General features: G+C 62.3%; 18 protein-coding genes and 1 pseudogene. 11 read left to right on the plus strand and 8 right to left on the minus strand.

Annotation, left to right across the window (positions count from 1 at the left end):
* Window positions 1-102, plus strand: a pseudogene (locus tag ACFFP0_RS26145) (IS5/IS1182 family transposase); the annotation flags it as partial.
* Here ACFFP0_RS26145 and ACFFP0_RS26150 read toward each other — a convergent pair.
* From ACFFP0_RS26150 to ACFFP0_RS26160, 3 genes are all read right to left on the minus strand, one after another.
* A complete protein-coding gene (locus tag ACFFP0_RS26150; RefSeq protein ID WP_377265147.1) occupies window positions 95-1,411 on the minus strand; it encodes an FAD-dependent oxidoreductase in 1,317 nt (438 codons plus the stop codon). The pseudogene ACFFP0_RS26145 and the gene ACFFP0_RS26150 sit on opposite strands and share 8 nt — an antisense overlap.
* 114 nt (window positions 1,412-1,525) lie before the next feature.
* On the minus strand, window positions 1,526-2,215 hold the full coding sequence (locus ACFFP0_RS26155; RefSeq protein WP_377265148.1) for a superoxide dismutase: 690 nt from the start codon (window positions 2,213-2,215) through the stop codon (window positions 1,526-1,528).
* Window positions 2,216-2,311: 96 nt separating this feature from the next.
* Window positions 2,312-3,220 (minus strand): AraC family transcriptional regulator, encoded by a 909-nt coding sequence (locus ACFFP0_RS26160; RefSeq protein ID WP_377265149.1) that lies wholly within the window; start codon window positions 3,218-3,220, stop codon window positions 2,312-2,314.
* Between the two features lie 167 nt (window positions 3,221-3,387).
* Between ACFFP0_RS26160 and ACFFP0_RS26165 the strand changes: the two genes are divergently transcribed.
* The 7 genes from ACFFP0_RS26165 to ACFFP0_RS26195 all read left to right on the plus strand — a co-directional run bounded on the left by ACFFP0_RS26165 (window position 3,388) and on the right by ACFFP0_RS26195 (window position 11,663).
* Window positions 3,388-4,794 carry a family 4 glycosyl hydrolase gene (locus ACFFP0_RS26165; protein ID WP_377265150.1) on the plus strand — a complete coding sequence of 469 codons (1,407 nt, stop codon included), beginning with the start codon at window positions 3,388-3,390 and terminating at the stop codon, window positions 4,792-4,794.
* Window positions 4,791-5,675: a carbohydrate ABC transporter permease gene (locus tag ACFFP0_RS26170; protein WP_377265151.1), complete on the plus strand. Its 885-nt coding sequence runs from the start codon at window positions 4,791-4,793 to the stop codon at window positions 5,673-5,675. The genes ACFFP0_RS26165 and ACFFP0_RS26170 overlap by 4 nt, the downstream gene beginning before the upstream one ends.
* Window positions 5,676-5,746: 71 nt before the next feature.
* Window positions 5,747-6,586 (plus strand): carbohydrate ABC transporter permease, encoded by an 840-nt coding sequence (locus tag ACFFP0_RS26175; RefSeq protein ID WP_377265254.1) that lies wholly within the window; start codon window positions 5,747-5,749, stop codon window positions 6,584-6,586.
* 5 nt (window positions 6,587-6,591) lie between these two features.
* Complete coding sequence (locus tag ACFFP0_RS26180) at window positions 6,592-7,704, plus strand: ABC transporter ATP-binding protein (protein WP_377265152.1); 1,113 nt, start codon at window positions 6,592-6,594, stop codon at window positions 7,702-7,704.
* Between the two features lie 33 nt (window positions 7,705-7,737).
* The gene (locus ACFFP0_RS26185) at window positions 7,738-8,994 is read left to right on the plus strand and encodes an ABC transporter substrate-binding protein (protein WP_377265153.1); all 1,257 of its coding nucleotides are present in this window, start codon (window positions 7,738-7,740) and stop codon (window positions 8,992-8,994) included.
* A 5-nt stretch (window positions 8,995-8,999) separates the two neighbouring features.
* Entirely contained in the window at window positions 9,000-10,514 is a 1,515-nt protein-coding gene (gene pglA, locus ACFFP0_RS26190; RefSeq protein ID WP_377265154.1) for a polygalacturonase PglA, read from the plus strand.
* Window positions 10,515-10,520: 6 nt separating this feature from the next.
* Window positions 10,521-11,663: a glycoside hydrolase family 88/105 protein gene (locus ACFFP0_RS26195; RefSeq protein WP_377265155.1), complete on the plus strand. Its 1,143-nt coding sequence runs from the start codon at window positions 10,521-10,523 to the stop codon at window positions 11,661-11,663.
* 72 nt (window positions 11,664-11,735) lie between these two features.
* Here ACFFP0_RS26195 and ACFFP0_RS26200 read toward each other — a convergent pair whose 3' ends face one another.
* The 5 genes from ACFFP0_RS26200 to ACFFP0_RS26220 all read right to left on the minus strand — a co-directional run bounded on the left by ACFFP0_RS26200 (window position 11,736) and on the right by ACFFP0_RS26220 (window position 18,014).
* Window positions 11,736-11,972 (minus strand): hypothetical protein, encoded by a 237-nt coding sequence (locus ACFFP0_RS26200; RefSeq protein ID WP_377265156.1) that lies wholly within the window; start codon window positions 11,970-11,972, stop codon window positions 11,736-11,738.
* A 1-nt stretch (window position 11,973) separates the two neighbouring features.
* Window positions 11,974-12,174, minus strand: coding sequence for a hypothetical protein (locus ACFFP0_RS26205; protein WP_377265157.1), 201 nt, complete (start codon window positions 12,172-12,174; stop codon window positions 11,974-11,976).
* A gap of 86 nt (window positions 12,175-12,260) precedes the next feature.
* Window positions 12,261-14,378 (minus strand): bifunctional diguanylate cyclase/phosphodiesterase, encoded by a 2,118-nt coding sequence (locus tag ACFFP0_RS26210; RefSeq protein ID WP_377265158.1) that lies wholly within the window; start codon window positions 14,376-14,378, stop codon window positions 12,261-12,263.
* 169 nt (window positions 14,379-14,547) lie between these two features.
* Window positions 14,548-15,840, minus strand: a complete 1,293-nt coding sequence (gene rhaI / locus ACFFP0_RS26215; protein WP_377265159.1) for an L-rhamnose catabolism isomerase — start codon at window positions 15,838-15,840, stop codon at window positions 14,548-14,550.
* A gap of 77 nt (window positions 15,841-15,917) precedes the next feature.
* Entirely contained in the window at window positions 15,918-18,014 is a 2,097-nt protein-coding gene (locus tag ACFFP0_RS26220; RefSeq protein WP_377265160.1) for a bifunctional rhamnulose-1-phosphate aldolase/short-chain dehydrogenase, read from the minus strand.
* A gap of 202 nt (window positions 18,015-18,216) precedes the next feature.
* Here ACFFP0_RS26220 and ACFFP0_RS26225 point away from each other — a divergent pair, with 202 nt between their 5' ends.
* From ACFFP0_RS26225 to ACFFP0_RS26235, 3 genes are all read left to right on the plus strand, one after another.
* On the plus strand, window positions 18,217-19,032 hold the full coding sequence (locus tag ACFFP0_RS26225; RefSeq protein WP_377265161.1) for a DeoR/GlpR family DNA-binding transcription regulator: 816 nt from the start codon (window positions 18,217-18,219) through the stop codon (window positions 19,030-19,032).
* Between the two features lie 49 nt (window positions 19,033-19,081).
* Window positions 19,082-20,077: a rhamnose ABC transporter substrate-binding protein gene (rhaS, locus tag ACFFP0_RS26230; protein WP_377265162.1), complete on the plus strand. Its 996-nt coding sequence runs from the start codon at window positions 19,082-19,084 to the stop codon at window positions 20,075-20,077.
* Window positions 20,078-20,378: 301 nt separating this feature from the next.
* Complete coding sequence (locus ACFFP0_RS26235) at window positions 20,379-21,848, plus strand: sugar ABC transporter ATP-binding protein (RefSeq protein ID WP_377265255.1); 1,470 nt, start codon at window positions 20,379-20,381, stop codon at window positions 21,846-21,848.
* Window positions 21,849-21,856 lie beyond the last annotated feature (8 nt).

Consider the following 21,856-nt stretch of genomic DNA (forward strand, 5'->3'; position numbering starts at 1 on the left):
AAGCTCAAACAATTCCGACGTGTCGCCACACGATACGACAAGCTGCTCGCAAACTTCATGGGCTTCGTCAAAATCGCCGCTATCGCCATCTGGCTCAAATAGTTAATTCGTCGCTACGGCCTAGGTCCTGGTCGACCACCCGGTAGTCGACGGCGAGCGCAGGGCGTGGAACCTGCCCATCCTGCGGCTGCAGCGAGACCCTGCTGTCGGGATTGGGGATCTGCTCCGCGTGATAACGCAGCAGATAGCGCCCTTTCGGATTCATCAGCATGCGCCAGCGATCGAGCCGCCGTTCCAGAAGGTTTCGCAGCGAGAGAAGAACATCCGGAAGCAAGCGGCGATCGGCGTGGATATTCTGCCAATGCTGCTTCCGGCTGATGTTCTGCGAGCCTCGCGACGTCGGCGCCAGCCCGTTCGAAAGACGGCGATAGAGCCCGAAGGTTCTGAGGAACAGATAGATGGACGAGAGTGCGCCCGAACCGTGCACGGGATCGGCGACCGAGATCGGGTCCAGCCAGAATACGCAGTTGAGAAGCTTTTCCTGCGTTTGCACCGCCGGCTCGATCTGGAGCCTCCGGCGGAAGATATAACCCTGGCGGTCCATCTGGAACGCAAATTGCTTCGCCATTTCAGGCTTGTCGAATTCGAGTACGGCGATATAGCCGGTCAGATGCCCCTGATAGAAACGTCCGAGCGGGTCACTCGAACCCTCGGCAATGCGGGGATGGTCCCGCGGCAGGGAAAACAGCAGACGCGCATTCTCGAGCCCCCCGCCGGCCAGGACGAAAGCCCGCGCCGTCACCTCGATCTGCTTTGCCCCGTGATGTGCGACAAGAGCCTCGATCCGCTCCCCGGAAGGGTCGACCACGACGCGCCTAACCGTGCCGTTGAGAAAACGGATATGACGGGAAGCCTGCAGGCGTTCGGTGCATATGGGCCCGAGATCGGGATATCTGCTCCAGCGTTCCAGCGCCTGTGTCCCGATCGTGCCATCCGCAATGCCGATCTCGTCCAGTTGCACGTCTCCCGCATTGCAGTTGAGGAATGCCAGCGCCTCTGGATAGTGGCGGCGGAGCTCGTCGTGGGAGATCGGCCAGCCGGAAAAAGGCACATGGCCACGCTTGTCGAAATCGATGTCGTCGAACTCGACGCAGCGGCCACCCCAGAGAGCCGAAGCGCCGCCGATCCCCGGACGGGACATGGCCGGCGAAGAGGCATGATGGCCGTTCTTGAATTCGATATCGCCCGTAGCGCCGCCATCACCGCCAGTTTCACCGGTGCCCATTTCCAGGAGGGTGACGGTGAAACCCAGCTCCTCCAGCTTGAAAGCCAGCGCCAAACCGACAGGTCCGGCGCCTACGATACATATATCCGCTCGCGCCGATCCCGTGTCCCAATCCGCCGCTATCATGGCCGCCTTTCAGCAAAAGCCCCCGTGATGAGCAGATAGCGCAAATTCGCGGAAATGGAACCGCCTTATTCCGGCGAAGTTTATGGTAAATCTCGATTTTTTGTCGTTTTTTGATCAGTCGCCGATCCGGTCCGCAACGACGCGCCAGTTCACCAGCTTGTCCAATACGGCCCGGATATGCTCCGGCTTGCGGTTTTCATAGTCGAGATAATATGCATGCTCCCAGATATCGATGCCGAGATAGGCAGGACGCCCGACGGCTACCGGGTTGTTGGCGTCCTCGTAGCCGACCAGGGCGAGTTCGTTCCGGTCGTCGCGCGTCAGCCAGACCCAGCCCGTACCGAACACCTCGTCCGACACAGCCACGGCCTTGTCGACAAAACCGTCATAACCGCCGAACGCAGCGTCGATCATTCCGGCAAGGTCGCCGTCGGGCCTGGCCGGACCGCCGGGCGTGAACTGCTCCCAATAGGCGACATGGTTCCAGGCCTGGGCGGCATTGTTGAAAATCTTGGCATCGGCTTTGGAGCCCGCGGACGCCTTGACGATGCCGGCGAGATCCATGTCGGCATAACGGGTGCCGCCCGCAAGCTGGTTGAGCTTGTCGAAATAGGCCTTGTGATGCTTGCCGTAGTGAAGCGAGACGGTCCTCGCCGAAATGGCCGGAGCCAGGGCATCCTCCTTGAAAGGCAAGGCGGGCTGCGCCAACGGCAGCGCCGCCCGGGCGATGTTCGGCCTTGGGAAAACGGCTGCGGCAGCGGTCGCGGCACTGGCAGCCAGAACGGTACGTCGCGTCATGTTCATCGGAATGTCCTCGCAAAGAAATAGCCCGCGACATGCGAACCCGCAGAAGCCGCAAATGTTTCCTCGACGGGAAGCATTGCCGGCGCAGACCGGGTTTCACCGCGTCAGGGGATAGAGGAGCTGCCCGTCTTCCTCGCCGCGCGGGAACGCGCCCTCGCGGTTGCTTTTCTCCGATTGCCGGTAGCCGAGCGGGCTGATGCCGATATAGCGCTTGAACATGCGCGAGAAGTAATAGGCGTCGGAATAACCGGAAAGTTCCGCAGCGCGCTTGACGCTGCAGCCGCCGGCCATCAGCCCCATGGCTCTCTCCATCCGCTTGAATTCCTGGAATTTGTCCGGCGTCCAGCCGACCCGTTTGCGGAACTCGCGTTTGAAATAATCGGCGTTGTAGGGAGCCGCATTCAGTGCCCGCTCAACGATCCCCCCGTTCAACGGATCGGCGGCGATCTGGCTGGCCGCGACCATGATGGAAAACGAAAGCGCATCGGGATTGTTGACATTGCCGACCGACTGCTCCCGCCAGCCGACATGCGCCTGCTCGATGAACTCGATCAGCAGGAACATGAAAAGATGATGCTGCAGTAGAGTGGTCGAATAGGGCGGCGAGTTGTCGTGGTAGTACCGGGTCAGCGGCTCCATCATGTCCCAGCGGGCCAGCGTGACGGATCGTTTCAGGTTCATTTGGGAAATTAGGTCCAGCCGGCCGAAAAGATCGAGCGTGAAGTGCTGCGCGATCCCGGTATAGGGCTCCTTCGAGGTCGAATAGCCGACGAAATGCGTCTCCGCGGGCAGAAGCATTGCCCGGCCCGGTTCCATGCCTATCGTCTTCCCCTCCACCTCGTAGTTCGCCGATCCTGTCAGGCAGACGACGAGGTCATGCACGCTGTTCGACTTGTCGACACTCCAGGTATGCGCGTGCTGCATCCTTATGGTTGAACGCGTGAGCGTCAGGGCCACTGCGCCCATCGGAACGCCCGCCAGAACGCTACCTTCGATTTTGTCCATCCTTTTCCCCGAATTTGTCGATTTGATCTCCTGTAAGGCGTGAGAGTATCAGCACGGGAGCTGAGGCCTCAACACGCCGGAAGGCAAGAATGGGAGGAAATGGCGGTTCATCCGCGGAAACCTGAAACCATCAGGACGATTCCGCTTTTGAAAACGCCAACATTGCGATGCACAATAAGGGAAGTATCTCTTCGTTCGATATCGCTTATATCGGCGGCGGTTCGCTCAACTGGGCGACGAAGCTCATGGGCGACCTGGCTTTCGACGGAACGATCGCCGCGCATATCAGGCTTTTCGACCTCGATCAGGCCGCAGCCGAACGCAATGCCCGCATCGGCATGCGCTATGCCGGCCGGGCGGACCAGACGGAACGCCTGCGCTATACGGCCGAACCCAGCCTGAAGGCTGCGCTGACCGGCGCCGATTTCGTCATCATTTCGATCCTGCCCGGCAGCTTCGACGACATGGCGCACGATATCGCCATTCCGGAGCGTTACGGCATCCGCCAGTCGGTCGGCGACACGGTCGGCCCCGGCGGCTTCATTCGCGCCTTGCGCGCCATTCCGGAACTCGCCGAGATCGCGGCGGCTATCGGCACGTTCTGCCCGAAGGCCTATGTCTGCAACCTCACCAACCCGATGTCGGTGCTGACCGGCGCTCTCTACAAGGTCTTCCCGGAAATCCGGGCCTGGGGATCGTGCCACGAGGTCATCAAGATCCGCAAGCTTCTCGCCTTTCTAGCCAACCGTCGCCGCGGCGAAGTCGCGTTCGGCTACCGGGATGTGAAAGTCAACGTGCTCGGTATCAACCACTTCACCTTCGTGGATGCCGCTTCCGCCGGCGGCATGGACATGATGACCGAATACATGGCCTTCGCCCGCGAACATCACGCCGATGGCTGGCGCGAAAACCCGATCGACCCCGCCGACGAACATGTCCGCTATTTCGAGGACATGAACCGCGTGAAATTCGATCTTGCCTGCCGTTTCGGCGTGGCGGGTGCCGCCGGCGACCGGCACCTGGCGGAATTCGTGCCGCAGAGCTGGTACCTGGACGAAAACGAAAGGTGGAAATTCGGTCTGACGCCGGTTGAATACCGCATTCGGGAACGCACCGAGAAGCAGGCGGCCGCAGCGGCCCTCGATACCGGCGCGGCGCTGCCCCCGCCTGCCCCTTCCGAAGAGGCGATCGTCGAACAGATCAAGGCGCTGACGGGCGGGCCGGAGCATGTCGGCAATGTCAATCTGCCGAACATCGGCCAGATGCAGGGCCTGCCGCCCGGCGCCATCGTCGAAACGAATGCCCGCTTCAGCGGCCTCGGCATCCAGCCGGTCCATGCCGGACGACTGCCGGCAGCGCTGGAAGTGATCGTCCGGCCCCACGCGGAACGGCAGACGGCGCTGGTCGAAGCGGTACTTGCCCGTGACAGCGCGGCGCTGCTGCCGCTTTTCCTCTCCGATCCGCTGGTCTCGCCGATCGGCCTCGATCGCGCGGCGCAGATGTTCCGCGACATGGTGGCGGCGACCACTCACCGGCTGCCGGAAGCACTGGCCAGATTGGGGAAGGCGGCATGAGCGGAGACAGCCGGTTCCTGGGTCTCTTTTACCTGTCGCCCTACATCATCGGGCTGCTGATCTTCACGGCCCTGCCCTTCCTCGCGTCGCTCTATCTGAGCTTCACGAGCTACAACCTGATGGACGAGCCGGTTTTCACCGGCCTGGCAAACTATATCAAGCTCTTCACCAACGACCGCACCTTCCGCAAATCGCTCTGGGTGACGCTGGCCTACGTCTTCACCACGGTGCCGCTGAAGCTCGCCTTCGCGCTCTTCATGGCGGTGATCCTGAACTACAAGCTGAAGTTCATCAACGTGTTCAGGACGGCCTATTACGTGCCGTCCATCCTCGGTGGTTCGATCGCCATCGCCGTGCTCTGGCGCTACATCTTCGCCGATGTCGGCCTCGTCAACATGGGCTTGAACCTGCTCGGCTTCGAATCCGTCAACTGGTTCGGCGACCCGACGAACGCGCTCTTCACCATCACCCTGCTGCGGCTGTGGCAGTTCGGTTCCGCCATGGTCATATTCCTCGCCGCGCTCCAAAGCATCGACAGGACGCTTTACGAAGCGGCCTCGATCGACGGCGCAGGAAAATGGAAGAGCTTCGTCCACATCACCCTGCCGCTGATCACACCCGTCATCTTCTTCAACCTGATCATGCAAATGGTCCAGGCCTTCCAGGAATTCAACGGCCCCTATATCATCACCCAGGGCGGCCCGCTGAAATCCACCTATCTCCTGCCGATCTACATCTACGACGAAGCCTTCAAGCGCTTCGACATGGGCTATGCGTCCGCAATCGCCTGGGTCCTTTTCGTCATCATCATGGCGCTCACCCTCATCGCCTTCTGGTCGTCGCGCCACTGGGTCTACTACGCCGGCGACAAGAGGAGCTGACCTTGGCCGATCATATCCTCTCCCAAAACACCCCCGCTGCCCGAGACGTGGACCGCGTCCGCTCGAAGGAGATGCGCCGCCATCGGACCGGCGTTGCAATGCGCTACATCCTGCTTGCCGGTGTCGGCCTCCTGATGCTCTACCCGCTGATCTGGCTGATCGGCGCATCCTTCAAGACGAATTCGGAGATCTTCTCCAATCCGGGCTTCTGGCCCGAAAACCCGACGCTCGACGGCTACATCAAGGGATGGCGGACCTCGACGCCCTATTCGTTCGGCACTTTCTTCCTGAACACGCTCTGGATCGTTATCCCGAAGGTCATCGGCACGGCCATTTCCTGCACGGCGGTCGCCTATGGCTTCGCCCGGTTCGAATTCCCGTTCAAGAAATTGCTCTTCGCGTCGCTGATCGCGACCCTGCTCCTGCCCAACGTCGTCACCCGGATTCCGCAATACCTGCTCTTCCGCGATCTCGGCTGGCTGGACAGTTTCCTTCCGCTCTGGGTGCCCTCCGCCTTTGCGGGAGATGCCTTCTTCGTCTTCATGCTGGTGCAGTTCCTGCGGGCCATCCCGCGCGACATGGAGGAGGCGGCCCGCGTCGATGGCGCCACGACCTGGCAGACGCTGATCTTCATCGTCGTGCCGCTGCTGATGCCGGCGCTGATCTCCGTCTGCCTCTTCCAGTTCATGTGGACGATGAACGATTTCCTCGGCCCGCTGATCTACATCTCGTCGGTCGACAAGTACCCCGTCTCGCTGGCGTTGAAACTCTCCATCGACACGACCGAGGCATTCGAGTGGAACCGCGTGCTGGCCATGTCCGTGCTCGCGCTGACCCCGGCGCTCGCGGTCTTCTTCCTCGCCCAGAAATATTTCATCGACGGCATCTCGTCCGGCGGCATCAAGGGATAATCGTCATGGCCCGTCTCCAATTGAGAAACCTGGAAAAGGACTACGGTTCGTTCCGCGCGGTGCACGGCATCAACCTCGATGTCGAGGACGGCGAGTTCATGGTGCTTGTCGGCCCCTCCGGCTGCGCCAAATCGACCACCTTGCGCATGATCGCCGGCCTCGAACGGGTCACCGGCGGCGAGATCCGCATCGGCGGTGAGCTGGTCAACGACAAGTCGCCGGGTGACCGGGGCATTTCCATGGTCTTCCAGAACTATGCGCTCTATCCGCATATGAAGGTGCGCAAGAACCTTTCCTTCAGCATGCGGCTCAAGCGTCGCTCGTCCGAGGAAATCGACAGGGCGACGGGCCATGTCTCCGGCATGCTCGAAATCGAGCCGCTGCTGGACCGCCTGCCGAAGCAGCTTTCCGGCGGCCAGGCCCAGCGTGTGGCGGTCGGCCGCGCGCTGATCAAGAAACCGCAGGTCTTCCTGTTCGACGAACCGCTGTCGAACCTCGATGCGAAACTGCGCGCCTCCATGCGCGTGCGCATCACCGACCTGCACAAGCGGCTGAAGGCCGAGGACCAGCAGGCGACAGTCATCTACGTGACCCACGATCAGACGGAAGCCATGACCATGGGCGACCGCATCTGCGTCATGAAGGACGGCCATATCATGCAGGTGGCCGACCCGGTGACGCTTTACAGCCGCCCCGCCAACACCTTCGTCGCCGGATTCATCGGCAGCCCGGAAATGAACTTTCTTGACGGCGAACTCGAAGGAACTGGCGCTGTCCGGGCTGCGGGCCAGACGATTGCGCTTGGCGACGATTTCGGCCGCCGGCTTTCGGCCGGCCGCAACGGCGAGGTCACGCTCGGCATCCGGCCGCAGCACTTGCGTATCACGGCCGCACAAACGCCCGGCACGCTCAAGGGCAAGCTCAACCACATCGAGTTCATGGGCCACGAAGTCTACCTCTACGTCGATATCGGCCCGAAGCGGCTGATCGCCGTCGTGCCGTCCAGCACCTACGACCGCAGCGCGTTGCGCGACGACTGGGTCTGGCTGAGCCCCGACCCGAAAGGGGTCCACCTGTTCGACCGCAAGACGGGGGAAAACATCGGTCTGGCGATCTGAAAACTTCATCGTTCCAACTTGGGAGGAGCCAAAATGAGAACCATGATCATGACAGCGGCCTTGTTTGCCGCCACGAGCCTGTCGACCGCCTTCGCCGCTGACCTGCGCATGTCCTGGTGGGGCAGCGACGACCGCCACCTTGCAACGCAGGAAGCGCTGAAGATCTGCGGCGGCAAGTTCGGCCACAAGATCGCGCCGGAATTCACCGGCTGGACCGGGCATCAGGAAAAAGTCGCAACCCAGCTTGCCGGGGGGACCGAGGCTGACATTATGCAGATCAACTGGCCCTGGCTGCCGCTCTTCACGAAAAACGGCACCGGTTTTGCCGATCTCTACCAGTACAAGGATGTCATCGATCTCGGCCAGTGGACCAAATCCGACCTCGACAGCGGCACGGTCAAGGGCAAGCTGAACGGCATTCCCGTCTCCACCACGGGACGCGTCTTCATGTTCAACAAGACGACCTACGACAAGGCCGGCATACCGATCCCCAAAACCTGGGACGACCTGATCGCCGCGGCGCCGAAGATGAAGGAAAAGCTCGGCAAGGAATATTACCCCTTCGAAGGCGCGGCCCTCGATGCCCGGCTGGTGGTCATCCTGCGCACCACCCAGAAGACGGGCAAGGATCTGATCGATCCCGCAACCAACAAGGTTGCCTGGACGGAGGACGAGCTGATCGAGGGCCTGCAGTTCTACAAGACGCTGGTCGACAAGGGCGTCATCGAAGCCTGGAAACAGGTGGCCGCCGCCGGCAACACGCCGCTGCATGAAAACCCGAAATGGGCGAAGGGCCAGATTGCCGGCACCTACCAGTGGGACAGCACCTATGGCAAGATTTCCACGCCTATGGAAAAGGGACAGGAACTCGTCCCGGTCAAGCTTCTGACGATCGACGGCGCAAAGACGGACGGCGTCTACCGCAAGCCTTCCATGCTGTTCGCCATATCGAAGAACAGCAAGGACCCAAAAGCGGCCGCCCAGATCGTCAATTGCCTGCTCAACGATCCGGAAGCGGTGAAGGTTCTGGGCGCCACGCGCGGCATCCCCTCCAGCAAGGCTGCGCTCGACGTGCTGACCAAGGAGGGCAAGGTCAAGCCGGTCCAGCTGGAGGCCTACAAGCAGGTCATGACCCCGACGAGCCCCGGCGTCTCGCCACTGAATGAGCACCCGCGCGTCACCGAGGTCTTCGATACCAATTTCGAGGCCTTCGCCTACGGTCAGCAATCCGCCGGGGATAGTGCGGCGGAGATCGTCGCCGGCATCAACGAAGCGTTGACGGGGATCTGAACGCCGTGCCGATCGCCGCCATCGAACTCCTGACCGCCGGATCGCGCAGCGCCACCTTCAGCGTCGATGCCGACAGGTATCTGCATGACCGGGCCGATGCACTCGCCTGGCAGGTCCGGAAAGGCGATGGCGGCATCGTAACCGAGGGGATGACGTCGAAGGTCGTCTTCACGATTCACGGTCTCGAGCCGGGCTGCCCCTATCGCCTGGAAACAGGCGATGCCCGGCTCGGGTTTTGCACCGGCAAGGAAGCCGCTCTTCTGGATATTCGCGATTTCGGCGCCTCGCCGGATGCGGAAGACAATGCCAGGGCGATCCAGAGCGCAATCGAAGCCCTGCCCGCCGGCGGCACATTGTGGATACCCGCGGGGCGATGGCTTTCCGGCCCGGTTTTCCTCAAGAGCGACATGGCGTTGCTGATCGGAAAGGGTGCCGAGTTCGCTGCCGTTTCGGATCGCCGGGGTTTTCCGATCCTGCCGGCACGCCATCCGGACGGCAGGGTGCTGGGCACCTGGGAAGGCGTCGCGGAAGCCTGTTACGCCAGCCTGATCAACGCCATCGATTGCCGCAATCTCTCCATCGCGGGAGAAGGCATCGTCGACGGCGGCGGCGACCGGGGCGACTGGTGGTCGTGGCCGAAGGAAACACGCGACAACGCCCGCCGCGCCCGCACTCTTTTCCTGTCCGGATGCGAGGATGTGACGCTGACCGGCCTCACGATCCGCAACTCGCCATCCTGGACGGTCCATCCCGTTCTCTGCAGAGGGCTGCTTGCCGCGGACCTGACTATCCGGAACGCCCCGGATTCGCCGAATACGGACGGGTTCAACCCGGAAAGCAGTTCCGACATGCACCTTGCCGGCCTGCACATATCGGTCGGCGACGATTGCATCGCCCTGAAGGCCGGCAAGCGCAGTCCGGATGGCGGACCTGGCCGTCCCACGGAAGATGTCCGCATTTCCAACTGCCTGATGGAGCGCGGCCATGGTGCGATCGTCATCGGCAGCGAGATGAGTGGCGGCGTACACGACATTGCGATCAGCCACTGCCACTTCAAGGGCACGGACCGTGGACTGCGCATCAAGACCCGCAGGGGACGCGGCGGCACCGTATCGGACATCCGCATCGCCGATTGCCTGATGGAGGACGTGGCGACCCCCGTGGCAGTCAACTCCTTTTATTTCTGCGACGCCGACGGCCGCTCCGACTATGTCCAGTCCCGCTCACCGCACCCCGTTTCCGCCGAGACGCCGAACATCCGGTCCATCTCCGTCAGGAACGTTACCGTTTCCGGCGCCCGCACGGCCGCCGCCGTCTTCTACGGCCTGCCGGAAGCGGTGATCCGCGACATCGCCCTGGAGAACTATTCGGTTTCCTTCGCGCCGGACGCAGAACCCGAGGTTCCGGAAATGGCTTGCCTCCTGCCGCCGCTGCGCCACGCCGGGATCGTCGCGGAAAACGCCGTCTTCAGCCGCCTGGCGAAGCTTTCGCCCGCCTCCATCCATCCAGCCCAAGACTGAATTCCCATGCTTCACGACTACTTCGAGACCTATGTCCGCAACTATCGGTACTACAAGGGCGGCGCCTGGTGCTACGAAGACGGCTGTCTCTACCGGGGCCTGATCGCGCTTTACGAGGCGACCGGCGACACGTCCTGGATCGATCATCTCGTCCGGCTGGTGAGCGGCCAGATCGACGCCGAAGGCCGGCTGATCGGCTATGAGATGGAAGAATTCAATATCGACAACATCCTGCCGGGCCGGGCGCTGGTCTTTCTCCACGGCCTGACGGGCAAGACCGCCTGGCTCGACGCCGCCGCCGCCCTCGCGCGGCAGCTCGAAACCCATCCGCGCACCGGAAGCGACGTCTATTGGCACAAGCTGCGTTATCCGCACCAGATCTGGCTGGATGGCCTCTACATGGCCCTGCCCTTCCGGATGGAATATGCCCGTGCCATCTCCAGCCCGGACATGGTGGATGAAGTGCTCCGCCAGTTCTCGGCCGCTCTCGATCTGACCTACGACCGGGACGCGGACCTCTACCGTCACGGTTACGACGAAGCCCGCCAGCAGCCCTGGGCGGATGCAAGCAGTGGCCTTTCCCGGGCCCATTGGGGACGATCGATCGGCTGGCTCGCCATGGCCTTCGTCGATATCATCGAAAACCTGCCGCATGGGCCGGCACGGCTCGATCTTGCCGGCCGTTCCTCCGCGCTGGCCTCCCGCCTGCTCGATCTCCGGACGGCGGATCATCGCTGGCTTCAGGTCATCGACCGGCCGGATGAAAGCCGGAACTATCCCGAAAGCTCCGCTACCGCGATGTTTTCCTATTTCCTGCAAAAACTCGGACGCCTGGGCGGTCCGAATTCCTATGCCCAGGCGGGCCGGGCGGCTCTGCGATCCCTGGTCAGCGAAGAGTTGCGACCCGCCGCGGACGGCACCCTGAAGCTCCACAATATCTGCTGCGTGGCGGGTCTCGGCGGTTTCAACGGCCGGTATCGGGATGGGACGGTGGAATATTACCTCTCGGAGGAAATCCGCCCCGACGACATCAAGGGCGTCGGGCCGCTGATGATGGCCTATGCCGAAACGCTACTCGACAGACGGTCATCGGCTCCGCAATCCACGCACCCGCACGATGAAATACGGCTCGCAGCCGCCAAGCGATAGCCCCTCCCCGAAGCGGGATTATCAGGAGAGGTACTGGAATTCAAAAACGAGCCGATGGCATGGGAACAGCCGTTACCGCGAGCCGCGGTCCTGACTCTCGTTCATTCCGGCAGGGTCGTAATTCAGGCTCCAGTCCTTTTTAGGCCCTTTCTTCCCCGGCGGGGTGCGGTGTGCCGTCGCATCCTCCGACCCGGGGATGACGGTCGGCTTCGCGCTATGGACACCGCTGCTTTTTCTGTTTGCCTGCGATCTGGCGAACTGCCCCTTCGCATCGCTGCGCGGCCCCTTTTCCGAATGGCTTTCCTTCATTTCAATCTCCCTTGGCCTTGCCGGCATCGGAAAGCTTTTCGCGGGATGGGTCCCGGTTGTTTTCGCCACGGGCATCCCTGTCACGATCTGGATCATCCCTGGCCCGCAGATATCCGCGCGGCGAATTTTCCCGAGGCCCTTCCCAGCGGGGAGACTGATCGGTCGTGCCGGGTGTGCCATTCTTCGGTGATTTCATACCCATGGGAAATCCTCTCTTTGAAAGGAGTAACCAGGATAAACGCCGGGAGTTCCCGGCCGCACCGTCGGCGGCGCAACCGCCCGCGCGGCTCAGGCTGCGGTGACGATGAACTTTTCCTCAATATCGACGGCAGCCATGGGCCGGCCGACGAGGTAGCCTTGCAGCTGATCGCAACCGGAAAGCTTGAGAACCTTGGCTTGCGCGGGTGTTTCGACGCCTTCGGCCGTGACGGGAATATTCAGCGCATTGGCAAGGGAAATCGTCGCGGCGAGAACCTTCGCGCCCCGCTCGTTGTCGATCGCCATCACCAGCGAACGATCGATCTTCATGCGGTCGAAGCCGAATTCGCGCAACGCCCCGATGCTGGCATATCCGCAACCGAAATCGTCCAGGGCGAACTTGACGCCGATCGCCTTCAGGCTGGCGATCGAGCGCTTCGACTGCTCGGGACTGGACATCAGGACCCCTTCGGTAATTTCCAGCGTCAGCCGGGCGGGATCGAAGGATTTCGTGCTCAGAAGCGCCGTGACATCTGCGGCGAAGTTCGGATTCTTGAGCTGGACCGGCGAGACATTGACCGAAACGGCGATATCTCCCCACCGCCCGATATTGTCGATCGCCGCGGAAAGCACGCCCATGCCAAGGTCGTCGATCAAACCGGCCCGCTCGGCGATCGGGATGAAGACCTCCGGGCTGACGGGGCCTCTTTCCGTCGTCCAGCGGGCAAGCGCCTCGACCCCCTTCAGTTCTCCGGTGGCCGCGTCGACCAGCGGCTGATAGGCGAGGTGGATGTTTTCCGACGCGATCGCCAGCCGCAGTTCTTCCTCCAGGCGGCTCCGGTATTCGCGCTCCAGGTCAAGGTCCGCCTCATACCTGACGGCCTGCCCCCTTCCGTTCTCCTTTGCCCGATAGAGAGCCATGTCGGCCCGGCGGAGAAATTCGAGAGTGTCCGTGACGGCGGCCTCCGTCGTCACGAGACCGATGCTCACCCCGATCTCGATCGTTCTGCCGCCGATGGCGAAAGGCATCGCCAGGTTCTTCAATATCGATTCGGAAAGCGCGCCGTCCGCTCCCTTGCCAACCGCCACCGCGAATTCGTCGCCCCCAAGACGCGCAAACAGCGCGCCGGATGGAAGAAGTCCCTCGACCCGGGCTGCAACGAGCTTGATCAGCTCATCGCCGACAGCATGCCCCCAGGCATCGTTGACTTCCTTGAACCCGTCCAGATCGAGAAGATAGAGATCCATCTCCGCATCGCGGGCCAGCCGCTCCTCCAGCTTTTCAAGGAAGCCGGCACGGTTGAGAAGCGAACTGAGTGGATCGTGAATGGCCTTTTGATGAGCCCGCTGCGCTGACCGCTTGAAATCCCGGGCGGAGAGGACCCCGATCACGACGATGGCGATGAAGAAACCAACCAGGATGAGCGCCGCCGCAAACAGATAGGTGCGAACTTCCTGGTAGATTCTGGAGCCGGGGTCCCGGCTGGGCCATTCAAGAAAGGAAACGGCTCTTCCATCCATGCCTGGAAGCGGCGTGCTCAGGCGGGCGGAAGCCGGTGAGGAAACAAGCCTCAAATCTCCGAGATCGAAAGTCTCGTCGATTTCGGCCACCGCTTCGGCGGTCAGTATCTTGGCAAGAATAAGCGTGCTGAACGCCTGCGGGCTTGCAGGCTTTTCGTCATACGGTTGGATGGAGCCCGCTCCAAGCAGTGCCGTTTCGTCGGCGGCCGCGGCAAATGCCGAAACCGTATCCTGCCCCGCTTCGCCTGCCTTTGCCGCGAGCCCGAAAAGCGCTTCGCCGAAATAACCGACGGGATCGAATTCCTGCCCCTTCTTGTAGGCGCTGAGCACGGTGCGGTCCGGCGCAAGCACGACGGCGATGTCATAAAGAGGATAGTCCTCCGAAGTCTTTCCCCAGTTTTCGTAGGCCCAGTCCTTGCCTCCCTCGGACCCGATAGCCTTGTAGGCATCGTCCCAGACCGCATTGTCCCTGACGGTGGCCCGAAGGCGGCTCCGGAGCGCCTCCACCGCCGCGGCCGCCGCATGGGACGCGCGCGTATCGTCGATCGTGGTCGCCGCCTCGGTCATGTCCCTCACCGCGATGGTGACGAGGATTGCGAGAATAGAGCCCACCGCTATGAAGAATCCGGTTACGGCGGCGATGACGAAAAGGGCGGAGCGAGATGACCGGGGGCGTATACTCTGCATCTATGGGACCTGCATGATTCCGTACAGGACAGGCATGAACCTGCATCGGACCCATATTAGTCCACCTTAATCAAGGAACGATTAATCTGCCGGCCGGAAAGGCTTTTTTGCACAATTTCATGCGCTTCCAGCCCCATGCCGGACAGGACCGGAAGCGTGGCCGGCTTCGTCAGACGATACCGCCGCCACCTGCGGAAGAGGCTGGCCGCTCACGTGCAACTTTCCTGCGATAACCGCTGGCCCGATAGGTCGCGACAGGATCGATCGCACCACCGGCGCGCTGCCGGGCCGCCGCCAGAATCGGTTCGACATCGGTGCGATAGGCGCGCTTCAGCGTCTCCGACGCCATCAGCGCATCGTTCTCCTGCTGGTAGCCGTCGAGCGCGTTGCGATCGACCAGCAGCGCCTGCGCATAGGCGCGGCGGATTTCGTTGGCGCTCGAAATCAGGCTTTCGATCGGATCGGTCACGTTATGCGACTGGTCGATCATATGAGCGGGATGGAAGCCCGTCACGTCACGATGCTCCGCGTCGACCAGTTCGTTGAAGACGAGGAACAGACGGTACGGCTCGATCGCACCGGCATCCAGGTCGTCGTCGCCATATTTCGAGTCGTTGAAATGGAAGCCGCCGAGCTTGCCGAACTGGATCAGGCGCGCGACGATCATCTCGATATTGGTGTTCGGCGCATGATGGCCGAGATCGACGAGGCAGAAGGCCTTCGGCCCCAGCGTATTGGCGATCAGGTAGTTCGTGCCCCAGTCCTGCACCACCGTCGAATAGAAGGCCGGCTCGTACATCTTGTGTTCGGAAAAGAGCCGCCAGTCGTCCGGCAACGCCTTGTAGATCTCCGCCATGGCGACGAGATAACGTTCGAAGCTCCTGGTGAAGTGGCTCTGGCCCGGGAAATTCGAGCCGTCGCCGATCCACACGGTGAGCGCCTTCGAGCCGATCGCCCTGCCGATCTCGATGCATTCGAGATTGTGCTCGATGGCCTGCCGGCGCGTTGCGGCATCCGTATGGCTGAGCGAGCCGTATTTGTAGGAATGAGCCTGCCCCGGCGCATCGGAGAACGTGTTGGAATTCATGGCGTCGAAACCGAGGCCGAGAGCATCGCCCTTGGCCTTCAATTCCTTCACATCCGCCTTGTCCCATGGAATGTGCAGAGAAACCGTCGGGGTTGCCCGCGTCAGCTGGTGGATGACGGAACAATCGTCGAGCTTGTCGAAGATGCCGCGCGGCTCGCCCTGTCCCGGAAAGCGGGCAAAGCGCGTGCCGCCGGTGCCAACGCCCCAGGAGGGCACGGCGACGAAGAATTCAGCCACCTTTCCGGTCACCGCGTCGATATCGATCCCGCGGCGCGACAGGCTCTCGCCCAGCGCCTGGTAATCGGATTTGAGCGCCGATGCGCGTTTGTCGTTTTCGGCAGCGATCAGATCCGCCGCAATCTTCAGCTCTGTCATGACACTATCCTCCCTGCGCAATCCGGAACCGCGCCCGCCGCCGGCCTTGGGAGGACCGGAAGCGGGCGGGCAAGCCTTTAACGCGTAAAGCTCTGGGCGTTGCCGGCGTCCACATTGATGATGTTGCCGGTCGACTTCGCGGACGCATCGGACGCCAGGAAGTAGATCGCTTCGGCAATATCCTCGGGGAAGACGTTGAGCTTCAGCATGGAGCGCTTGCGATAGTGCTCCTCCAGTTCGCTCACCTCGATCCTGGAGGAGGCCGCACGCTGCTCACGCCACTCGCCGCTCCAGATCTTCGAGCCGCGCAGCACCGCATCCGGATTGACCGTGTTGACGCGGATGCCGGCCTCCGCGCCCTCCAGCGCCAGGCAGCGGGCGAGATGGATTTCGGCGGCCTTGGCGGTGCAATAGGCCGACGCGTTCGGCGAGGAGGCGAGCCCGTTCTTGGAGGCCACGAAAACGACATTGCCGCCGAGCTTCTGCCGCCGGAACAGCCTGAAGGCCTCACGCGAGACGAGGAAATAGCCGGTCGCCAGGATATCGATATTCTTGTTCCACATTGCGAGCGTGGTTTCCTCGACCGGTGCCGAGGAGGCGATACCGGCATTGGAGACGAGGATATCGACGCCGCCGAACTCCAGGCAGGCTTCGGCGAAGGCGATGACGACCGCTTCCTCCTTCGTGACGTCGAGAAGGACGCTGCGCACGGCATCCTTGCCGAAGGACTTTTCGAAATCGGCCTTGGTCGCCTCAAGAGCGCCGCCGTCGATGTCGGCGAGCACCACGCAGGCTCCCTCGCCCATCAACCGCGCGGCCGTCGCCCGGCCGATGCCGCCGGCGCCGCCGGTGACGAAGGCGACCTGACCGGCCAGGCTTTTCGGCTTCGGCATGCGCTGCAGCTTGGCTTCCTCGAGCAGCCAGTATTCGATGTCGAAAGCCTCCTGCTCCGGCAGGCCCTGGTATTCGGAAACGGTGGAGGCGCCGCGCATCACGTTGATGGCGTTGACATAGAATTCCCCGGCGATGCGGGCGGTCGCCTTGTCGCGCGCAAAGGACAGCATGCCGACGCCCGGCACCAGGAAGATGACCGGGTTCGGGTCGCGCATCTTCGGCGAGTTGTCGTGCTTGCAGGTCTCGTAATAACGGGTGTAGTCGGCGCGGTAGTCCTCAAGCGCCGCGTCGAGCGCGGCGATGACCGCATCGATATCGGGCTTGGCAGGGTCGAAATCGAGGATCAGCGGACGAATCTTGGTGCGCAGGAAGTGGTCCGGACAACTGGTGCCGAGCGCGCCGAGCGGCTTCAGGTTCTTCGAGTTGATGAATTCCAGCACCGCATCCTGATCGTCGAAATGACCGAGCTTGCGTTCGGCCTTGCCGATGCGTCCGCGGATTTCCGGCATCAGCTTTGCGGCGATCGCCCGGCGCTCCGCGGCCGGCAGGCTTTTCACCGCGGCGCCGCCGAAGATCGCCTTGCCCTCGGTCGCTCCCGCGAACCAGTCGATCGCCTTGTTGATGATCTCCAGCGTCAGTTCGTAACACGCTTTCGCATCGTTCGCCCAGGTGAACAGGCCATGGCTTTCCAGCACGACGCCCTTGGCGCCCGGATTGGCCTTCACGAACGCTTCGAGGTCGAGCCCGAGCTGGAAGCCCGGCCGCCGCCACGGCAGCCAGCCGATTTCGTCGCCGAAGATCTGCTTCGTCAGTTCCTTCGAATTCTTCGAGGCGGCGATCGCGATGATCGCATCCGGATGCATGTGGTCCACATGCGTATAGGGCACGAAACCGTGCAGCGGCGTATCGATCGAGGCCGCGCGCGGGTTCAGGTTGAAGGTGCAATGCGGCAGGAAGCCGACCATGCGGTCTTCGTCCTCGATGCCTTTGTAGAGGCCCTTCAGCGCTTCCAGCTTGTCCAGATAAAGGGTGGCGAAGCCGTCGAGCCTGATCGTGCCGACATCGCCGCCGGAGCCCTTCACCCACATGACGCGGACCTTTCCGCCCGTGAGCGGGTCCGTCTCCAGCACCTTGGCCGAGGTATTGCCGCCACCATAATTGGTAATGCGCTTGTCGGCACCGAGAAGGTTCGAACGGTAGAGCAGCTTGCCCGGCTCATCGAGCTTGGCAGCATGAGAATCGTCCCAGCGGTTTTCGAGAAGGCGGGGTTGGCCCGACATCGCTTTCCTCCCAAGGTGTTTTGGCTCACGGCGACAGGACGACGTCGTCTCCCATCCCGGTTGGGTATCGCGCATTGCCACGTCACCTGTCAATCAAAAACGATCACAAACTTTCATTGTGCAGCGCAATATATGCAAATTTGATCGTTTATGATTGACAACGTAAATTTTCCAGCAATAGTTGATTGCCTAGGAGGACCCCATGCACGAACGTGAACGCCATCGCATCATTTTGAGCGCTATCCAGGAAAAGCCCGTCATCACGGTGCAGGATATCGCCGAACTGACCGAGGCTTCGGAGGCGACGATCCGGCGCGACATCGCTGCGCTGCATGTGCAGGGCAAGCTCCGGCGCGTGCGCGGTGGCGCCGAAGCCGTTCATCCTCCCCAGATCGGCCAGCTCGCCGCCCGTTCGTTCCGGGTGTCGGAATCGGTCAATATCGACAAGAAGCGCGCGATCGCACGCCGCGCCGTCGAACTTTGCGAAGAAGGCGACTCCGTCATCATCAACGGCGGCACGACGACCTTCCAGATGGTGCACTTCATGTCGGCGCGCCGCCTGCAGGTGATGACGAATTCCTTCGCGATCGCCGAGCATCTGGTCAAGCATTCGAAGAGCACGGTGACGGTGCCGGGCGGCGCGATCTATCGCGAACAGAGCCTCATCCTGTCCCCTTTCGAAAACGACGCGATCCGTAATTTCTACGCGCGGCGGATGTTCATCGGCGCGCAGGGCGTCGGCCCGCTCGGCGTGATGGAGGCCGACGCGCTGGTCATCCAGAGCGAACAGAAGCTGATGCAGCAGGCCGAGGAACTGATCGTGATGGTGGATTCGTCGAAATTCCATCGCCGTTCGAGCCTTATCCTGTGCCCGCTGGAACGGGTGACGACCATCATCACCGACGACGGGATTTCCGAAGATGCCGCGCGGATGATCGAGGACGCGGGTGTCAGGCTGATCATCACCGGGACCGCCACCATGGAGCCCGTCAAGGAGGATTCCCCGTCGGCTGCGTGAGCGCACCGCCGGGAAGCGAATGAACCGTGTTCAACTGGGAGGACTGACCATGAAACTTGCAAGGAAACTCGCCATCGGCGTGGCGCTCGCCTTCGCAGCGATGACGACCGCGGCAAATGCCGCGGACATCAAGATCGCGCTCGTCGTGAAATCGCTCGGCAACGGCTTCTTCGAGGCGGCCAACAAGGGCGCTCAGGAAGCAGCCAAGGAACTCGGCGGCGTCGAGGTCATCTATACCGGCCCGACATCCACGACGGCCGAAGGCCAGATCGAGGTGATCAATTCGCTGATCGCACAGGGCGTGAACGCGATCGCCATCTCCGCCAACGACCCGGATGCCGTCGTCCCGGCCCTGAAGAAGGCGGCCCAGCGTGGCATCAAGGTCATCTCCTGGGATTCCGGCGTGGCCAAGGAAGGCCGCATCATGCACCTGAACCCATCGTCCAACGAGCTGATCGGCAAGATGTGCCTGACGCTCGCCAAGGACCATCTGGAAGGCGGCAAGGGCGATTTCGCCATCCTTTCGGCCACCACCACCTCGACCAACCAGAACACCTGGATCGCCGAGATGAAGAAGCAGCTCAAGGATTTCCCGGGCCTCAACCTCGTCACCACCGTCTATGGCGACGATCTCGCCGACAAATCCTATCGCGAGGCCCAGGGGCTCCTGACCTCGCAGCCGAACGTCAAGGTCATCGTCGCCCCGACGACGGTCGGCGTGCTCGCCGCCTCGCAGGCCGTCAAGGATGCCGGCAAGATCGGCAAGGTCTACGTGACCGGCCTCGGCCTGCCTTCCGAAATGGCGGGCGCGATCAAGTCCGGCGCGACGAAGGAATTCGCCATCTGGAACCCGATCGACCTCGGCTACTCCGCGACGCAGATCGCCTATCACATCGTCAAGGGCGACACGGACGCCAAGCCCGGCTCGGAGATCAAGGCCGGCCGCATGGGCACGATCAAGGTGGGCGACAACGGAGAGGCCGCGATGGCCGACCCCTTCGTCTATGACGCCAAGAACATCGACGAGTTCTCGAAGATTTTCTGACCCCATTCGGCGGCAGGCGCGTGCGGTTACCCCCCTCATCCGCCTGCCGGCACCTTCTCCCCACTGGGGAGAAGGGAAGTTGCCGCACCGTCGCGAACCCTCCTCTCCCCTCAGGGAGAGGGTGGCCGGGCGCAGCGGAGGCCGGGTGAGGAGGCCGCGCCCTCAAAGCCATCGGCTCACCCCTTAAACCAGACGTGAACTCAAAAACCCGTCGGAAAATGTCCTGATGAACGGCGCTACTCGACCCCACGACCGATCCCCTCACCCGGCACCGCTGGCCGAACCCGCGCCCCTTCTGGAAATGCGCGGCATCAGCCAGATCTTTCCGGGCGTGAAGGCGCTCGATGGCGTCAGCGTCAAGCTCTACCCGGGACAGGTGACCGCGCTGATCGGCGAAAACGGCGCGGGCAAGTCGACACTGGTCAAGATCCTGACCGGCATCTACCGCCCCAACGAGGGCGAGATCCTGATCGATGGCCGGCCGATCGCATTTCATGGCGCGCAGGCCGCGATCGATGCGGGCGTTACCGCCATCCATCAGGAAACCGTGCTCTTCGATGAGCTGACGGTCGGCGAGAACATCTTTCTCGGCCATGCGCCGCGCACCCGCTTCGGCACGATCGACTGGCGGCAGATCAACACCCGCTCGAAAGCGCTGATGCACCAGCTCGAAAGCGAGATCGACCCGACGATCCGGCTGCGCGATCTTTCGATCGCCCAGCGCCATCTCGTGGCGATCGCCCGCGCGCTGTCGGTCGAAGCCCGCATCGTCATCATGGATGAGCCGACCGCAGCCCTTTCCCGCAAGGAGATCGATGACCTTTTCCGCATCGTCGAGGGCCTCAAACGGCAGGGCAAGGCCATACTCTTCATCAGCCACAAGTTCGATGAGGTCTATGAGATCGCCGAAAATTTCGTCGTCTTCCGCGACGGCCGCGCCGTCGGTCATGGCAAGCTCAGAGATACCCCTCAGGACGAGATCGTCCGATTGATGGTCGGACGCGACGTCAAGGACGTCTTCCCCAAGGTCAAGGTCGAGATCGGCGCGCCGGTGCTCGCTGTCCAGGGTTACAGCCATCCGACGGAATTCCGCGACATTTCCTTCGAACTCCGTCGCGGAGAAATCCTCGGCATATACGGCCTGATCGGCGCCGGCCGCTCCGAACTCTGCCAATCGCTGTTCGGGATCACCCGCCCCTCCTCCGGCAGGCTGATGCTTGACGGCCGGCAGGTCGACATCCGTTCGTCGGGCGATGCGATCCGCGCCGGCATCGTCTATGTTCCCGAAGAGCGCGGGCGTCATGGTCTGGCGCTGCCCATGCCGATCTTTCAGAACATGTCGCTGCCGTCCCTGAAGAAGACGTCGCGCTCCGGTTTCCTGAAGGCCGCGAACGAACTGGCGCTTGCCCGCAAGTATGCGGAACGGCTGGACCTGCGCGCCGCGGCCCTTTCCGTGCCGGTCGGCACGCTCTCGGGCGGCAACCAGCAGAAAGTGGTGATCGGCAAATGGCTGGCGACCCAGCCGAAGGTGATCATCCTCGACGAGCCGACCAAAGGCATCGACATCGGCTCCAAGGCGGCCGTGCATGGCTTCATCAGCGAGCTCGCCGCCGAGGGCCTGTCGATCATCATGGTCTCCTCCGAACTGCCGGAAATCCTCGGCATGTCCGACCGGGTGATGGTGATGCGCGAAGGCCTGGCGGCCGGCATTTTCGAACGCGACAGCCTGAGCGCCGAAGTGCTGGTGCGCGCCGCGACCGGCAATCAGTGAGGAGAAGC

Origin of the sequence: Neorhizobium puerariae, from assembly GCF_042429745.1 — a bacterium.
GTDB classification, from domain to species: Bacteria; Pseudomonadota; Alphaproteobacteria; order Rhizobiales; family Rhizobiaceae; genus Neorhizobium; species Neorhizobium puerariae.

What these genes read in the sequence shown, in the direction of transcription:
- ACFFP0_RS26150 (WP_377265147.1), bottom strand. Translation starts at nt 1,411, where the DNA reads ATGATAGCGGCGGATTGGGACACGGGATCGGCGCGAGCGGATATATGT.
- ACFFP0_RS26155 (WP_377265148.1), bottom strand. Translation starts at nt 2,215, where the DNA reads ATGAACATGACGCGACGTACCGTTCTGGCTGCCAGTGCCGCGACCGCT.
- ACFFP0_RS26160 (WP_377265149.1), bottom strand. Translation starts at nt 3,220, where the DNA reads ATGGACAAAATCGAAGGTAGCGTTCTGGCGGGCGTTCCGATGGGCGCA.
- ACFFP0_RS26165 (WP_377265150.1), top strand. Translation starts at nt 3,388, where the DNA reads ATGCACAATAAGGGAAGTATCTCTTCGTTCGATATCGCTTATATCGGC.
- ACFFP0_RS26170 (WP_377265151.1), top strand. Translation starts at nt 4,791, where the DNA reads ATGAGCGGAGACAGCCGGTTCCTGGGTCTCTTTTACCTGTCGCCCTAC.
- ACFFP0_RS26175 (WP_377265254.1), top strand. Translation starts at nt 5,747, where the DNA reads ATGCGCCGCCATCGGACCGGCGTTGCAATGCGCTACATCCTGCTTGCC.
- ACFFP0_RS26180 (WP_377265152.1), top strand. Translation starts at nt 6,592, where the DNA reads ATGGCCCGTCTCCAATTGAGAAACCTGGAAAAGGACTACGGTTCGTTC.
- ACFFP0_RS26185 (WP_377265153.1), top strand. Translation starts at nt 7,738, where the DNA reads ATGAGAACCATGATCATGACAGCGGCCTTGTTTGCCGCCACGAGCCTG.
- ACFFP0_RS26195 (WP_377265155.1), top strand. Translation starts at nt 10,521, where the DNA reads ATGCTTCACGACTACTTCGAGACCTATGTCCGCAACTATCGGTACTAC.
- ACFFP0_RS26200 (WP_377265156.1), bottom strand. Translation starts at nt 11,972, where the DNA reads ATGAAGGAAAGCCATTCGGAAAAGGGGCCGCGCAGCGATGCGAAGGGG.
- ACFFP0_RS26205 (WP_377265157.1), bottom strand. Translation starts at nt 12,174, where the DNA reads ATGGGTATGAAATCACCGAAGAATGGCACACCCGGCACGACCGATCAG.
- ACFFP0_RS26210 (WP_377265158.1), bottom strand. Translation starts at nt 14,378, where the DNA reads ATGCAGAGTATACGCCCCCGGTCATCTCGCTCCGCCCTTTTCGTCATC.
- rhaI (WP_377265159.1), bottom strand. Translation starts at nt 15,840, where the DNA reads ATGACAGAGCTGAAGATTGCGGCGGATCTGATCGCTGCCGAAAACGAC.
- ACFFP0_RS26220 (WP_377265160.1), bottom strand. Translation starts at nt 18,014, where the DNA reads ATGTCGGGCCAACCCCGCCTTCTCGAAAACCGCTGGGACGATTCTCAT.
- ACFFP0_RS26225 (WP_377265161.1), top strand. Translation starts at nt 18,217, where the DNA reads ATGCACGAACGTGAACGCCATCGCATCATTTTGAGCGCTATCCAGGAA.
- rhaS (WP_377265162.1), top strand. Translation starts at nt 19,082, where the DNA reads ATGAAACTTGCAAGGAAACTCGCCATCGGCGTGGCGCTCGCCTTCGCA.
- ACFFP0_RS26235 (WP_377265255.1), top strand. Translation starts at nt 20,379, where the DNA reads ATGCGCGGCATCAGCCAGATCTTTCCGGGCGTGAAGGCGCTCGATGGC.